General features: G+C 59.7%; 15 protein-coding genes. 6 read left to right on the plus strand and 9 right to left on the minus strand.

The window, feature by feature from the left end; all coding sequences use genetic code 11:
- The first annotated feature begins 332 nt into the window (after nt 1-332).
- Nucleotides 333-845: a hypothetical protein gene (locus DW899_RS07770; protein ID WP_117800568.1), complete on the plus strand. Its 513-nt coding sequence runs from the start codon at nt 333-335 to the stop codon at nt 843-845.
- Nucleotides 846-893: 48 nt separating this feature from the next.
- Here DW899_RS07770 and DW899_RS07775 read toward each other — a convergent pair whose 3' ends face one another.
- From DW899_RS07775 to DW899_RS07810, 8 genes are all read right to left on the minus strand, one after another.
- Complete coding sequence (locus DW899_RS07775) at nt 894-2,099, minus strand: hypothetical protein (RefSeq protein ID WP_117800569.1); 1,206 nt, start codon at nt 2,097-2,099, stop codon at nt 894-896.
- A 5-nt stretch (nt 2,100-2,104) separates the two neighbouring features.
- Nucleotides 2,105-2,770 (minus strand): PilZ domain-containing protein, encoded by a 666-nt coding sequence (locus DW899_RS07780; protein WP_158566600.1) that lies wholly within the window; start codon nt 2,768-2,770, stop codon nt 2,105-2,107.
- A gap of 389 nt (nt 2,771-3,159) precedes the next feature.
- A complete protein-coding gene (locus DW899_RS07785; protein WP_192924133.1) occupies nt 3,160-4,008 on the minus strand; it encodes a PTS system mannose/fructose/sorbose family transporter subunit IID in 849 nt (282 codons plus the stop codon).
- Nucleotides 4,008-4,781: a PTS sugar transporter subunit IIC gene (locus tag DW899_RS07790; protein ID WP_117563725.1), complete on the minus strand. Its 774-nt coding sequence runs from the start codon at nt 4,779-4,781 to the stop codon at nt 4,008-4,010. Before DW899_RS07790 ends, DW899_RS07785 begins: the two co-directional genes overlap by 1 nt.
- A gap of 81 nt (nt 4,782-4,862) precedes the next feature.
- A complete protein-coding gene (locus tag DW899_RS07795) occupies nt 4,863-5,897 on the minus strand; it encodes an SIS domain-containing protein (protein ID WP_117640663.1) in 1,035 nt (344 codons plus the stop codon).
- Nucleotides 5,898-6,091: 194 nt separating this feature from the next.
- Nucleotides 6,092-6,565 (minus strand): PTS sugar transporter subunit IIB, encoded by a 474-nt coding sequence (locus DW899_RS07800; protein WP_117634363.1) that lies wholly within the window; start codon nt 6,563-6,565, stop codon nt 6,092-6,094.
- A 71-nt stretch (nt 6,566-6,636) separates the two neighbouring features.
- Nucleotides 6,637-7,056: a PTS sugar transporter subunit IIA gene (locus DW899_RS07805; RefSeq protein ID WP_117800571.1), complete on the minus strand. Its 420-nt coding sequence runs from the start codon at nt 7,054-7,056 to the stop codon at nt 6,637-6,639.
- A 135-nt stretch (nt 7,057-7,191) separates the two neighbouring features.
- Nucleotides 7,192-7,896 (minus strand): GntR family transcriptional regulator, encoded by a 705-nt coding sequence (locus DW899_RS07810; RefSeq protein ID WP_117563729.1) that lies wholly within the window; start codon nt 7,894-7,896, stop codon nt 7,192-7,194.
- 430 nt (nt 7,897-8,326) lie between these two features.
- On the opposite strand from DW899_RS07810, the gene DW899_RS07815 reads away from it, so the two are divergent.
- From DW899_RS07815 to DW899_RS07830, 4 genes are all read left to right on the plus strand, one after another.
- Nucleotides 8,327-11,365, plus strand: coding sequence for an insulinase family protein (locus DW899_RS07815; protein WP_117800572.1), 3,039 nt, complete (start codon nt 8,327-8,329; stop codon nt 11,363-11,365).
- A gap of 146 nt (nt 11,366-11,511) precedes the next feature.
- Nucleotides 11,512-11,775 (plus strand): type II toxin-antitoxin system HicA family toxin, encoded by a 264-nt coding sequence (locus DW899_RS10915; RefSeq protein WP_117629026.1) that lies wholly within the window; start codon nt 11,512-11,514, stop codon nt 11,773-11,775.
- The gene (locus DW899_RS07825) at nt 11,768-12,097 is read left to right on the plus strand and encodes a type II toxin-antitoxin system HicB family antitoxin (protein WP_022094981.1); all 330 of its coding nucleotides are present in this window, start codon (nt 11,768-11,770) and stop codon (nt 12,095-12,097) included. The genes DW899_RS10915 and DW899_RS07825 overlap by 8 nt, the downstream gene beginning before the upstream one ends.
- A 128-nt stretch (nt 12,098-12,225) precedes the next feature.
- Complete coding sequence (locus tag DW899_RS07830; protein WP_117800573.1) at nt 12,226-12,822, plus strand: 5-formyltetrahydrofolate cyclo-ligase; 597 nt, start codon at nt 12,226-12,228, stop codon at nt 12,820-12,822.
- 42 nt (nt 12,823-12,864) lie between these two features.
- Here the strand turns inward: DW899_RS07830 and metA are convergent, their stop codons facing one another.
- Complete coding sequence (gene metA, locus DW899_RS07835) at nt 12,865-13,791, minus strand: homoserine O-succinyltransferase (protein WP_055310106.1); 927 nt, start codon at nt 13,789-13,791, stop codon at nt 12,865-12,867.
- A 211-nt stretch (nt 13,792-14,002) separates the two neighbouring features.
- Here metA and DW899_RS07840 point away from each other — a divergent pair, with 211 nt between their 5' ends.
- Nucleotides 14,003-14,980, plus strand: coding sequence for an L-lactate dehydrogenase (locus DW899_RS07840; RefSeq protein WP_117800574.1), 978 nt, complete (start codon nt 14,003-14,005; stop codon nt 14,978-14,980).
- Nucleotides 14,981-15,051: the final 71 nt, after the last annotated feature.

Consider the following 15,051-nt stretch of genomic DNA (forward strand, 5'->3'; position numbering starts at 1 on the left):
CGTGTTGGATGTTGCTTGCCCATCCTTTAGACATGGAATTGAGAATACCATAATTCTTACGATTTCCTTATGAGTTTTCGGCAGCCTACATTTCGGCAGATTCATAGGCCTACCTCGACTTATATGTGGTGCTATGTGAACATCGTTTACCTTATTTGAGCACTCTCTCCGGCGAAGTCATAAGTTCCTCTTAAGCCTTGCAACCGCAGCGCCACGCCAACGCACGCATACGCCCTCCGCCGAGATTCGCCCTAGCCCTTCCCCGCTCGCTATACTGATGTAGCACGTGTAATTTCTGCCTGCTTGTGCGGGCTATTTGTTGGGAGGGCCCCATGGCTTTTGCCAATCAACCCAAGGGAAGCGTTTCCGCCGGATCGATCAAACCGGTGACGCGCAAAGCCGTTCGCTGCCAGCGTGAAGTTGCCTGGCTGGTCACGCAAGCGGCCGGTAAGCTCGTCGCCACCACCGACGACGTCAACGCGCCCACGCCCAGCTTTGTACTGGCGGCGGCGTTGTCGTACACCCGCGAGCAGGAGCAGACCGCCCAGGACGGCGGACGCGCGATTGACTACGAGGCCGTCATGGGCCCCGACCTTGCGAGCTTTTGCCAGGCTGCAGGGCTGCCCGCAGCGCCCAACGCGCTTTCGGACGCGGGCTACATGTTCACGCTCTCGGGCGCGGACCTCATCCGCGACCTCTACGCCTACTGTAGCGACCTGGGCGAACGCATGGGAGACGCGGCGCAGGTCAAACCGGGCTACGCGATCAAACTCGCGCTGCGACTGTTCCTGCTGGACGCCGCCGCTGGCGACGTCACCTCTCCCAAAGACAACGCCTCTGCATAGCAAAAGCGCCGGGCCGAGAAATCACTCCCGGCCCGGCGCTTCTTCGTTCTACTTGTCCCCGTCCCCCGCGGGCGAGTTCTTTTGGTTGCGACGGTTACTCCAGGTCACGTTGTGTTCCTTGTAGTAATCGGGCGCCTCGTTGCCGCTCGCGCTAATGGGGTCGTTGCCGGTCAGGGTGTCGGCAATATCCTGCACGAATTTAATGAACAGGCTCGAGTCGTCGGTCTCGGACGAATCAAAGTCAAAGCCAAACTCCACCGCGCCGCCGATAATCTTGTCCACGCACTCCGGGTCGTCGCCGTCCAGCCAAATGACCACGGTGTACTTGTCCACATCGCCCACGCGGAAGTTTGCGTGGCTAATGGTCGTCACCACGTCTTTGGACGCAAACGGCTCGGTGTTGGGCTCGGGATTGCCGTCGGCCGCGGCAGCCGCATAGGTGGTGGGCTCGCCATTGCGATACACCCGCACGCGCGCCGCCTTCTCCACGCCCTTGCTGGCGCTGACCACCTTGAGCTTGGCGCTGTAGCCCAGGTCGGTCTTGCCGGCGTTGCGGATATAGAAGGTGTACGCCACGTAATTCTTGCCGTTGTGGCTGCCGTCGATGTCGTCCAAGTTGTCGGGCAGGTCGTCGGCGGCGATATTGGTGCCGTTGTCCACAGCGTCGGCCGCCAGGCGCGCGGTGGCGTTGTTAAAGTCGCCGTTGTCGGCAATGGCCACGCCGCGGCGGAACAGCTCCAGGCGGTTGAGGTTGATGGTGAAGTTGCCCATGTTTTCCTGCATAAACGACAGGGCGAACAGCACGCCAAAGGCAAGCGCCAGCACCACGAGGGCCTTTTGCAACTTGTCCATGCGCAGCAGCGCCGTGCCGATGCGCTCCATGCGACGCTTGGGCATGTACATGGACACGACCGCGTCGGGGTCGATGTCGTCGAGGTCCTGGTCGGCCAGCGCCTGCTCCAGCTCCTCGATGCGCACCACGCCGCGCAAGTCGCGCTTGGGTTTGGGCTTGCGCTTGGGCTTGGGCTTGCCGAAGCGCTTGCGGGAGGTGGGAGGCTGATCGAGGGCGGAGTCCTCGCCGGGCGCGTTCTCGGCATTGGCGGCGGGCGCGTCTGCCGACGTGTCCACGGTCTGGCGCTCGGCCTGGCGCTCGGCCAAATTATCGGCCACGCCCTCGGCTTGGTCCTGCGCCAAATCCTCGGCCAAATCCTCGGCAGTTTGATCTTTGTTGTCGTTACGCTTGAACAGTGCCATGGCGATCAGATCTTATATTTGGTGCGAATGTAGCCGACGTATTCTTTGACGAGCTCGCGCTCCATGTCGTTGGCGTAGCGAAACTGCAGGCCGCAGACGTTGCGGTACAGGCTGCCCTTGGGCGCGCGGCGCACCCAGCACACGATGCCCAGCTGCTCGGGCAGCTCGTGGCGCTCGCCCTGCAGGCGGATCGTGGGCATTTGCACGGCCAGGGCCTCGCCCACGTCGGGATAATCGTTGAGATAGACGGCCAGACCGCCGGCCGAGACGTCGATGGTCATGGCGTCCTCGGGCTCGGGGGTCGGCTCGTTGTCGCGCTGGTAGGTCAGGCGCATGGCGACCTTAAAACGCTCGTCGCGGCGCTTGACAAAGGTGCGCTGCTCGGCGACTTTGCGCATTTTCCAGTAGGTGCGGATGCCCTTTTTCTCGACTGACTCGGGGTAGCCGGCGAGCACGAACGTTTCCTCGCCCACTTTGTATTGCAGCAGCAGCTTTTGGTTTTCGTCCATGATGAGCGGCTTGCCGGCGAGCATGGGCGCGCTCATAAGAAAGTACGCGTCGTCCAGGTTCTCTTTGTACGTGGCGAGCATGTTGAAGTCGGTTTTTTGGCCCATGGGCACGTCGAATGCCGCCTGAAGCTTGGTCCCCGGCGTTATCTGTTGCTCTGCCATGTTGTCTCCCCCAGTCGCGGGCGCCGATATCATCGTCGTGCGCGATGCACATTGGGCTATTGTACCTGCTTTGCCGCAGGTTTCGATGTGCGGTGCGTGAAATGGCGGGATGCGAGGCGCGGGTGAACGCGCAGCTGCTCCGCGCGCGGCATTAATCTGACAGCGATGCATGCCCCCGACAGTCCGTCTGTCTGTCTATCTCTCAGTTATCTCTCATTTATCTCTCAGCTTAGAGATGAGTGAGAGATGAGAGATGCGTGAGTGATGGACGAGTGTGATTTTTTGGACGGTCGGAAAATCCCTCAAATAAAAAACGGGGCCGGCCTTACGCCGAGCCCCGTTTTCAAACGGTCAGTTAGTTATCCAACGCGCGAGCATAGCAGTCAACATTACGCCGCCGCGAACACTCCCAAGCCCGTTCCGATGATGCAGATTGCGAAGATGCCCAAGATGATCCAAATGGTCTTGACGCCCTTTTTATAGAGGGCAACGCAAGCGAACGTTGCCAGCAAGGGCAGCAGACCGGGGAAGATCGAATCGAACAGATCCTGCAGGACAATCTCCGAACCACCCACGTCAAAGGTCAAAGCCGTGGACAGCGAGACCTGTGCCGCAATCATGGCGCCGATAACGGTCATTCCGAGAACACCGGCAGCATGCGTCATGCGAGACATAAGGTTGCTCTCTTCGGACTGCTGCAAAAACTTGGTTCCCAAGTCGTAACCCAGATGGGCGGCGACGATACGCGTTGCAAAGTTAATCACGGAGTAGATGAGCGCGTACACGATGGGGCCGAGCGGGTTGCCCGTCGAAGCGATGCCAATACCAATGCCGGCGGCAACCACGCGGAACGTACCCCAGTAGAACGAATCGCCGATGCCGGAAAGCGGTCCCATAAGGCCGACCTTCATGGCGTTAATCGAGGACGTGTCGAAGTTCTTATCGGCAGCCGCCTGCTCTTCCATCGAAACCGTTAGGCCGGCTACAAACGGAAGCACATGAGGCGTGATGTTAAAGAACTCGGTATGGCGATCGAGCGCCGCATAGTAATCGTCGTCGTTGGGATAGATCTTTCGCAGGGGCTTCTGAATGGTGTACATGAAGCCCATTGCCATCATCTTGTCGTACGACTGCGAGCACTGGCTCGTAAACTGGCGAAGGAACATGCTCCGATACATATCGGGAGTCATAATCGCGTCCTTCTTGGCCTCTTTGAGGTCGGTGTTCTGGATAGCCATTAGAAGTCCTCCTCTTCATCTGCAGCAACCGTCTGCGGACCGGACGAGCCCTCGCGGAAGGCCAGGAGCAGCGCGACGCAAATGGCAGCTGCGGCGACGCCGACCACGTCCATCTTGAGGTAGATGACCATAATGAAGCCCAGGAACAGCCAGGGAAGGAGCTTGTTATCGCCCATGGTCCTGATAAGAAGAGCGAAGCCGATGCAGACCATGACGCCGGACGCAACGTTGAGGCCGTCCATCACAAACTGCGGAATCGCGTTGAGCGCATTGTTGATAAGGTCGGCACCAAAGAACAGCGAGCCAAACACCAGCAGTGCAGACGGAATGCCAATCGACAGCGGCACGATGGTCAGATGGTACAGATTCGCCTTGGCAAGATCGCGATTTGCCAGAGCGGTCTCAATCTTCTTGCAGGCAAAGGCACCCGGAACGGCGTAGCAGAAGTTGCGCCACACCTGAAGGAAGACGGAGACGGGAAGGGCGAGCGCGACGGCAGTTGCCGTGCCCGTACCCGTAATGACGGCAAACGCGCAGCCAAGCACGCCGGAGGCATAGACCTCGGGAGGAACCGCCGCGCCGACCATGATGGCGCCCATGAACATGGACTCCAAAGCAGCGCCGACGATAACGCCCTGCTGGACATCGCCAAGGATCAAGCCGACAAACAGGCTCGTAAACAGCGGACGACCAAGCATCGTAATGCCAAATAATTGCTCGTCCATGGACGCAATAAATGCGACCAGTGCAACTAGAAGATACTGGACAACCATTTCGATCAACCCCAGAAACAGGTCTGCAGGCGAGGCATTCTGCGCAGCTCGCCTGCAGACAACCGCAGCAATTTGAGAGGATTAGTAGTTCATCTGGTGATAGTAACGACGCGTGGTGAGCGGGTGGTTACGGACGTGCTCGAGATGGCAGCTCAGACGCTCGGTGATGGTGTAGGTGACCATCGGGGAGACGATCTTGCGGAACTCGGGGTCGCTGAACGGCAGCTCGACCTCGGCGGTGTCAAACTTGTTCACGCGGACGTTGACGCCCTTCTCGTCGGCGAGCATGTGAGTGAAGTTGTCCACGCGGTCCATGAGCTTACGGGTGTCGTCCTCGCCGTAGAGCATGATGAGGCTCGTGCCTTCCTCGCACAGCTCGATGGTGCCGTGGAAGAACTCGGCGGCGTGGATGGACTTGGTCTTGATCCACTGCATCTCCTCGAGGATGCACATGGCGTAGTCGTAGGCCTCACCCCAGAGCATGCCGGAGCCAATCACCATGTGGTAATCGGTGTCCTTGAAGTCCTCGGCCATGGCGGCGCAGCGCTCGTCCTGAGCGTCCTTGGCCTTGATGAGGTACGGAGCGATGTTGCCGAACTCTTCCATGAAGGTGTCGTACTTGGGGAAGGCGCCGGCGTTCTTGAGGAAGCGGGCGACCAGCGTGATCTGGTAGGTGTAGATGGCCTCGCACAGAACGTCGTCCTCGGCGAAGCTGAAGAACTTGTAATCGGCGTACTCGGTGGCCGGGGTGTTGTCGTTGGAGACATACATCAGCGTGCGGGCGCCCTGCTCCTGGCAGAACTTGGCAGCCTCAATGATCTCGGGGGTGGTGCCGGTACGGGTGGAGAAGACGCAGACAGAATCCTTGTTGAAGGTCTTGGGCGGGCAGGCGAGGAACTCTGCGGCGATCTCGCAGTGGACATCGACGTCGGCCGTGGTGGTCTCGACCCAATACTTCATCGGGAGCGTGTGGGCCCAGGTGCCGCCGCAGCCGATGAAGAAGATGTTGGAATAACCCTGCTCGCAGACCTCGTCCACGGCAGCCTCAATCTGAGGACGGAGAGCGAGGGCATCGCTCACAACCTTCTCGTAACGAGGCTCATCGAAATTGAACATCCCTTACTCCTAACTCACTTGGATGAACCCTTCATTCATCCCATGACGTTATAATACTTTATATAACTAACTATGCAAGAACTATTTCAGATTTTTTTGATTTTTCTTTAATAAAAAGCCCGCCGATCAAATGATCGACGGGCATAGGCATAGAGCATTGGTTCAATAAATGCCGAGCATCAACGTGTTTCCGGCTAGAAAACGTCCTTGGCAAACACCTTAGCGTCATTGGGGACCTGACGGATTTCGATGGCCACGCCATCGCCCAGGAGCTCTTGGATATGCTCGGCATCTTTCTCGGTCGCAAAGATCGCAGGGGTCGGATGAAGCGTGGTCTCAGGGGTCTTTCGGGTTCCGCCCAGATTGATCTCTTTGATGTCTTTGCAACCCTTAGCGAGACGATAGACATCTTCAATCGTCTCAGTGATGATAAACAGCGAATACTTGTCGGTAACGCCGCTGTTGAGCGCCTCGATAGCAGCGTCAACATCCTTGATGACGAGTTTAACGCCGTTGGGGCGGGCGAGCCTCAAGGCCGCCTTCCTCATGTCGTCTTTTGCCACAGCATCGCTGGCAAGCAAGATGCAATCTACATCCAAAGCGTGAGTCCAGGACATGGCAACTTGGCCGTGAATCAGTCGGTAATCAACTCTCGTAAGCTTAATCATCGTTATCATCTCCGCACGTGATAAAGGGAATGACAGGTGTGGCCCCTAGCTAGGGCTCGAACCAGAACTAACTAGAACTCTTCTTCCTCGGCGCCGGCAAGCATGTCCGCCGCCTCGCAAAGCTGAATAAACGAACACGATCCCTCGACCGCGGCTTTGGCCTTGTCCGCATCCAGGGAGTCCAGCTGTGTAACCATTTCCACCAGCAGCGGCAAGTTCATTCCAGCGATTAACGTAAACGATCCGTCGGTCTGCCTCTGAATGAATTCGTTGTTTACAGAGCCGCCAAAGATGTCAGTCACGACAAACCAAGAGTCGGCAGGGTCCCTCGTCTCCATCCATGCATCAATCAACGCCGCGACGTCCCTTGAATCGTCATCGACATAGGCGCACAGGCACTCGATTCGGTCGTTGGTGCCCATCAGAATCTCCAGAGAGCTTTTCATGCCTTGGGCGAGATAACCATGACTCGCTAGCAATATCTTATTCATAGTTCTCCAATACCAATAGGACGTACTATATTGTCATAACAAAGTATATTAGCAATCTACCCTACTTGGTGTGTCTATTTTCCAAATCCGCGAACGGTAACAATTGGTCGGTAAATCGACCAATCTATCGCTAATTTACAAATAGAACTTCAGTCGCTCGGTGCAGTACACCTGACGGGAGATGAAAAGCGGCTCGCCACTTGGGGCATAACGTCTATCGACAAACAGAAGCAGCGAAGAGTCCAGCTCCACGTTAAGGTATGCCGCCTCGAGCTCGCTCGCATAGCAGACCTCGAGCGTACGCGTGTTGGGACCCATCTTGATCCCCTGGCGATCGAGTACCGCCATCAGCGAATCATCGAGGGACTCATGCTCCAAAAAAGAAAGCGCAGCGGAATAGCTATTGGTTTCCAGCATCGTGGGCTTGCCATCCACAAGGCGCAGACGACGGCTACGCAATACCTTTTGGGTATCGTCTACGCCCAGGAACTTCGCGTCTCGCAGACTTGGGAAGTCCCAGCCCATTTCGAGAACCCTGGTAGACGCCTGTTTGCCCGCAAGCTGGCACGAATGGGTAAAGCTCTCACGGTCGTCCGCGGCATACATCTGCGTGTCCGACGAAACGAACGTGCCCTTGCCGCGGGCCCTCTCAACAAGCCCAGCATCTTCCATTTCTTTAATTGCGGAGCGAACCGTTATTCGGCTCACGCCAAATTGCTCGATAAGCTCCGCCTCGGTCGGAAGCTTATCTCCCGGGCGGTACGTGCCGTTGGCGATTGAATCAGAAAGCGCACGAACAATCTGTTTGTACAGGGGGATAACGCTATTTGCCTCAACCATATCAACCATACCTTTACAAGGAATCAGCAGCCTATAGATAAATGACTTATATTGTATTAGAACTTTTTAGCACTCCACGCCATTTCCTATAATGTTTTAGCAAACGAGGGGTTATTTTGCGTAAGCGGTGTAGAGTCCATCCATTTCCGCATACAGCTTCAATCTGATGGCGGTATATGCATCCGATAAGCCGATTGATTTTTATCTTCTACCTGTCTCACATTCATCCCTCGTCGTAGAGATGAATGTGAGGTGAGAGATACGTACTTGACGCGCGAGCGTGGATATTTGGACGGTTTTTGGGCTTTTGGCGGCCGATTTCGTCCGAAAATCCACGCTCATCCGGCAGATTGGTCGAAGGCCCCATATGGGTATACTCTCGGGGATTCGACTCGATTCGCCCCCGTTGGGGCGTCAAAGGAGACTGCATATGCCCACTACCTCAACCGACCCGCGCGCCGCAGCCGCCGCGCTGCTGGTGCCCGGCACCACCTGCCATGGCTTTGCCGTCGAGCGCTGCGAGACCGTGCCCGAGCTCGACTCGGACGCTTACGTACTGCGCCATACCACCTCGGGCGCGCGCCTGCTGTATCTAGCGTGCGACGACGAAAACAAGGCCTTTGCCATTGGCTTTAAGACGCCGCCGGCCGATTCCACCGGCGTGTTCCATATTCTTGAGCACTCGGTGCTGTGCGGATCGGCCAAGTTTCCCGTCAAGGAGCCGTTTGTCGATCTGATCAAGAGCTCCATGCAGACGTTCCTCAACGCCATGACCTACCCCGACAAGACCATCTACCCCGTTGCCACCACCAACGAGCAGGACCTGTACAACCTGATGGACGTGTACCTGGACGCGGTGTTCAACCCGGCCATATACACCAAGCCCACCATTTTTGAGCAGGAGGGCTGGCACTACGAGCTGGACCTGCCGGAGGGCGCCGAGGGCGAGGGCGACGGCAGCTCCGCGAGCCTGCGCGAGGGCACGCTGCGCTATAACGGCGTGGTGTTCAACGAAATGAAGGGCGCGCTGTCCGACCCCATGAGCGTGCTGGACGACGCCGTCAACGCCGCGCTCTACCCCGACACCGCCTATGCGCACGAGAGCGGCGGCGACCCGCGCGCGATCCCTGCGCTCACCTACGAGCAGTTCCTGGACACGCACGCACGCCACTACAATCCTTCTAACTCCTACATCACGCTCTACGGCGACCTAGATGTGGACCGCGCACTTGCCTTTTTGGACGAGCGTTATCTGTCGCAGCCGAGTGCCGCGAGCCGCCGCATGGACACAGCCGTCGCCGCCGGCGAGGACCCGTCCACGCTGGCGCCCAATCCGCTGGGCGCCCAGGCGCCCGTGACCTGCGAGTACAAGCGTGTCGAGATGGCCACCACGCCCGAGAACGCCCTGGTGGGCCTGGGCCTTGTGCTGGGCAGCGCGCTCGACCGCAAGCGCACGATTGCGGCGGACATCCTGTTTGAGGCGCTGCTGGGCTCCAACGAAGCGCCGGTTAAGAAGGCAATCCTTGCCGCCGGCCTGGGCGGCAACGTGGTGAGCTACACCGCGGCCGAGAGCCTGCAGCCCTACGAGCTCATCATGCTGCAAAACGCGCAGCCCGGCGTGGCGCGCGAACTGCGTCGCACGTTCCAGGACGCCTGCCGCGACCTGTGCGAGCACGGCGTTCCGCGCGAGCGCCTGGAGGCCATCATCAGCAGCAACGAATACGACCTGCGCCAGCGCGACTACGGTATCGCCGACGGCGTGGCCATTGCGTGCGACGCGCTGAGCACCTGGCTCTACGATGACGACGCCGCGACGCTGGCACTCAAGTATGGCCCGGTGTACGAGGAGCTGCGTGGCGAGCTGGACGGCAGCTACTTTGAGGACCTGCTGCGCGAGCTCGTGCTGGAGAACGACCACATGGCGCTCGTCGAGCTGGTGCCGGTGGACGCCGCCGAGGGCGCAGAGGGTGCCGAGGCCGCCGAGCTGGCTGCCAAGCGCGACGCCATGACCGATGCCGAGCTGGCCGACGTGGTCGAGCGTACGGCCGCGCTGCGTGCCGCCCAGGAGGCCGAGGACACGCCCGAGGCCAAGGCCACGCTGCCGCGTCTGCGCGTGTCCGACATTGGCGAGGCGCACCCCGAGCCGCCGCTGGTTGTGGACACGACTGCGCCCATCCCCTGCCTGCGCCACGGCATCCCCACCAACCGTCTGGCCTACGCCATGCAGTATTTCGACCTGAGCTGCGTCGCGTTTGAGGACCTGCCCTATGTGACGCTGCTCTGCCGCCTGCTTAAGCAGCTGCCCACGCGCGAGCATTCGGCCGAGGAGCTCGACAACTTGCTCGCCGGCAAGCTGGGCTTTTTGAGCTTTACGACCGAGGTCATGACCCAGCCCGACGTGGACGGCGTGCGCCCCTACCTGCTGGTGAGCGCCGGTGCCCTGTCCGAGAAAATCGATGCGCTGGCAAGCCTGCCGCGCGAGGTGTGGTCGAGCACACTGCTGGCGGACGCCGACGCCGACCGCATGCGAGACGTGCTTACGCAGATTCGCATTGGGCTTGAGCAGGGCTTTATCAACAACGGCCACTCGGCGGCGCTGGGTCGCGCGATGAGCTACAGCTCGCCTTCGGCCGTGGTGCGCGAGCAGCTTTCGGGCGTGGATTTCTACCTGTTCCTGCGCGATCTGCTCGAGCACTTTGGCGAGCGCCTGGACGACCTGCGCGCCAAGCTTGCCGAGCTGGCAGGCCGCATCTTTGTGGCCGATGGCTGCATGGCGAGCTTTACCGGCAGCGACGAGGACTTTGACGCGTACTGGGATGCCGCGGGCGATCTGGGGCTGGGTGCGGGCGATGGTGCCGGCCGCGACGCGCTCGCGGTGCCGGCACCGTGCGACCGCCACGAGGCTTTCGTGATCCCCAGCGACATCTGCTTTGCCGCGCGTGCGTGCGATCCGCGTCGCCTAGGCATTGACGTGACAGGCGCCTGGGCGGTTGCCGCCAACGCGCTCTCCTACGACTACCTGTGGAACGAAATCCGCGTAAAAGGCGGCGCGTACGGGTGTGGATTCCGCGCGGCCGGCGAGCGTCAGACGGCGTTCTACACCTACCGCGACCCGGCAATCGACCCCTCGATTGAGCGCGTGGCGCGCGCAGGCGAATGGCTCGGCAGCTTTGAGCCCGACGAGGCCGCCTTTGAGGGCTTTATCGTGAGCTGCGTGAGTGGCATGGACGCGCCGGTGAAGCCCTACGCGCTCACCAAGCGCCGCAATACGACCTACCTTGCCGGGCTCGACCCGCATGCACGCGAGGAGCGTCGCGCCCAAATGCTCGCGACCACACCCGCTGAGCTGCGCTCGCTCGGCGCCGACGTAACGCGCATCGCAGCCGAGTCGCCGACCTGCGTCTTTGGTGGCCGCGACGTCATCGCCAAGAGCAACGCCGGCTTCAACGTAGTCGACCTGATGGGCTAACCACAGCAAGCAAAACCACTACAAAGGGGACAGGCCCCTTTGTAGTGGTTCGAACACTTGTTCTATACGTACACATGTTCTATAGTATGGGTGATTGCATCGGATCTAAATTGCAACTAGAATATAGTTGCAGAATGTGAGGCGGGATGACTCGAGCCGATAAACTCATCGCCCAACTGTTTAGCTGCCCTTCGACGTATCGGTATGCCGATTTTTTAAAAGTCATGGCCTCATATGGCTTTGAAATGGACAGCAAAGGCAAGACATCCGGATCGCGCATTCGCTTCTACAGGCCCTCAGATGGCAGGATGTTCGTGATGCACGCGCCTCATCCATCTGACGAATTGACAGCGGGGACAATTCGAAACATCGTTCGATTTCTGCAGGATGTCGGAGGCAGTCATGAGTAACGTTTTGGCATACAAGGGCTATTTCGCCCCAGTCGAGTTCGATGCCGAGCAGCATGTACTAACAGGTATGGTCGCCGGCATTAGGGACGCAATTGTATTTGAAGGCTCCACGGCTGAAGAAGTGGAGCAATGCTTCCACGACGCCGTCGACGATTACCTTGAGTTTTGTGCCGAAAAGGGCAAGGAACCAGAGCGGGCTTTTAAGGGCTCGTTCAATGTGAGAACAGGCTCCGAGCTTCACAAGCAGGCAGCACTGGCGGCGGCAAAGAAGGGCGAGTCACTCAATAAGTTTGTGACCGAAGCAATCGCCGCGGCGTTATAGCGTTAACGCATGGGCCAAAACCACCACAAAGGGGACAGGCACCTTTGTGGTGGTTTCGACATTTGCCCAGATAAAACCTGCCAAAATAAACCTGTCCCTTTTTGGTAGGTTTGGGAGAGGAAGCCGGGATGGACAAGGCTGAGTTGCGGCGGGCGGTGATTGCTCGGCGCGATGCTCTTGATTTGGACTTGCGGGCGGCGAAGTCTGCTGATATCTGTGCGCGGCTGGTTGAGCTGCTGGGCCGCTTGGATGCCGCGGCGCCGCACACCGTTGCCGTCTATGCCGCGATGGGTTCCGAAGTCGACTCAGCCGCGTTTGCCGCAGCTGCCTCCAAACGTGGCTGGCGCGTGGCCTATCCGTGCATGCTCTCGGCAACAGACGCCGCAGCTTGTGGCCAGCGCATGTGTATGCGGGCAGTTGCTGCCGGCGACGCGGACGCGGCTACGTTTATCGCCCACCCCACGCGGGCCTTTGCGGCCACGGACATCGACAGCAGCCGCTTCCCTATCGTGCCTGCCGAAGCTCTCGACATGATCGTCGTGCCGCTCGTAGCATTCGACCGCACCGGCACGCGCCTAGGCTACGGCGGCGGCTGCTATGACCGCTACCTGCCCATGCTCTCGCCCGTATGTCAAATCGTCGGCATCGCCTTTGACGAACAGCGCGTCGACCACATCCCCACCGATGCCCACGACCTGCCGCTGCCCAACATCATCAGCGCCTAATCGCCGCCACATCAGCCACGGCTACAGCAGCACCATCGCAGTCTAGTGCTCCTCGCCGGCGCGGGCCAGGTCGTAGGGCGTGGTCTGGTAGACATAGTAGTTGAGCCAGTTGGTGTAGAGCAGCTGAGCCTGGCTGCGCCAGACGTTGCGCGGCTCGGCGGTGGGGTCGTCACCCGGGAAGTAATGCGCCGGCACCTCCGGGTTGAGTCCGCGCTTCACGTCACGCTCGTACTCCAGGCGCAGCGTGTCGGTATCGTACTCGGGGTGGCCAAAGACAAAGAAGCGACGGCTGTCGGTCGACTTGACGATGTACAGCCCCACCTCGTCGGACACGGCCACGACCTCGAGCTGCGGCTCGGCCTCCACGTCCTCGCGGCGCACATCGGTGTTGCGCGAATGCACGGCATAGAAGCGGTCGTCGAAGCCGCGGACCAGCGGGCTTTGCGGCTTCACCAGATAATGCTCGAACACGCCGCTCGCCTTTGCCGGCAGGTCGTGCTTCTGGATACCGTAATGATGGTAGAGCCCCGCCTGTGCGCCCCAACAAATGTGCAGCGTAGAGTGCACGTGCGTGGTGGACCAATCCATGATCTGGCAGAGCTCGGGCCAGTAGTCGACCTCCTCGAACGGCATCTGCTCCACCGGCGCGCCCGTGATGATCAGGCCGTCGTAGTGGATGTCGCGGATGTCGTCGAACGTGCGGTAAAACGTCTCCAGGTGGCCGGCGCTCACGTGGGTGGCCTCGTGCGTTTTGGTGCGCAGCAGGTCCACCTCCACCTGCAGCGGCGTGTTGGAGAGCTTGCGCATGATCTGCGTCTCGGTGGCGATCTTGGTGGGCATGAGGTTGAGGATGAGCACGCGCAGCGGACGGATGTCCTGGTGCAGCGCGCGGTACTCGGTCATGACAAAGATGTTCTCGCTCTCGAGCTGCGCGGCGGCAGGGAGGGCGTCGGGAATGCGAATGGGCATGGATGCTCCTTACGAGTCAGTTGCAGTTATGGTACAACGAGCGGCCCCATCCGCGCGAGTACATCGCTCCGAGACACCGCCAGCGGCCCAAATCACTCCAAAAGTAGAGATTAAAGCATGTCCCAAAAATCTACGACGCTTTAGCCTAGCAAAGTGACGGCAGGAGGCTACAATGGTTCGACGCGAGAAACTCGGCCGAAAGGATACATATATGTACCAGACGTGTAAGATCGGTGTGGTCGGCCAGGGCCACGTAGGAGCACATGTCGCCAACAGCCTGCTTATGCAGGGCATTGCCGACGAGCTGTACCTGTGCGATATCAACGAGGCCAAGGTGACGTCCGAGGTCCAGGACCTGCGCGACTCCCTTTCGTTTGTCCCGTACAACACTAAGATCGTCAACTGCTACGACCATTACGAGGAGCTGGCCTGCTGCGACGTCATCGTCAACGCCGCTGGCAAGGTCGCACTGGCCGCCGGCAACCGCGACGGCGAGCTGTTCTTTACCACCGACGCCGCGCGCACCTTTGCCAAGCGCATCGTCGACGCCGGCTTCGACGGCATCTTTGTCTCCATCTCCAACCCCTGCGACGTCGTGTGCACCGAGCTGTGGCACCTGACCGGCTACGATCCCAAGAAGATCATCGGCTCGGGCTGCGGTCTGGATTCCGCCCGCCTGCGCACCGAGATCTCCAAGAAGGTCGGCGTGAGCCCCAAGTCCATCGACGCCTACATGATCGGCGAGCACGGCTTTAGCCAGCTTGCCGCCTTTAAGACCGCAACCATCGCCGGCAAGAGTCTCACCGAGCTTCAGACCGAAAACCCCGACAAGTACGCCTTTGACCACATGGAGGTCGAGGAGCTCGCGCGTAAGGGCGGCTATGTGACCTACCAGGGCAAGCAGTGCACCGAGTACGCCGTCGCCAACTCCGCCGCGCGCGTCTGCGCTGCCGTTCTGCACAACGAGCACGCCGTGCTTTCCGCCTCCACGCTCATGACCGGCCAGTATGGCGAGGAGGGCATCTTTACCTCCCTGCCGTGCGTGATCGGTGCCGAGGGCGTCGAGGAGGTCTACACGCTCGACCTGTCCGAGTACGAGCTCGAGGGCTTCCACAAGAGCTGCCGGCACATCCGCGACAACATCGCCCAGCTCGACTGGTGGGACGCCGAGGCGTACGACGCAAAGTAGGCCGCTGGCTGCCGCAACCTTGCGAATCTAAGCGCGATACTAAGCGGGCCGCGCCGGAAATCCCCGGCGCG

The sequence above is a fragment of the Collinsella sp. AM41-2BH genome (genome assembly GCF_003468085.1).
In the GTDB taxonomy this organism is placed as follows: Bacteria; Actinomycetota; Coriobacteriia; order Coriobacteriales; family Coriobacteriaceae; genus Collinsella.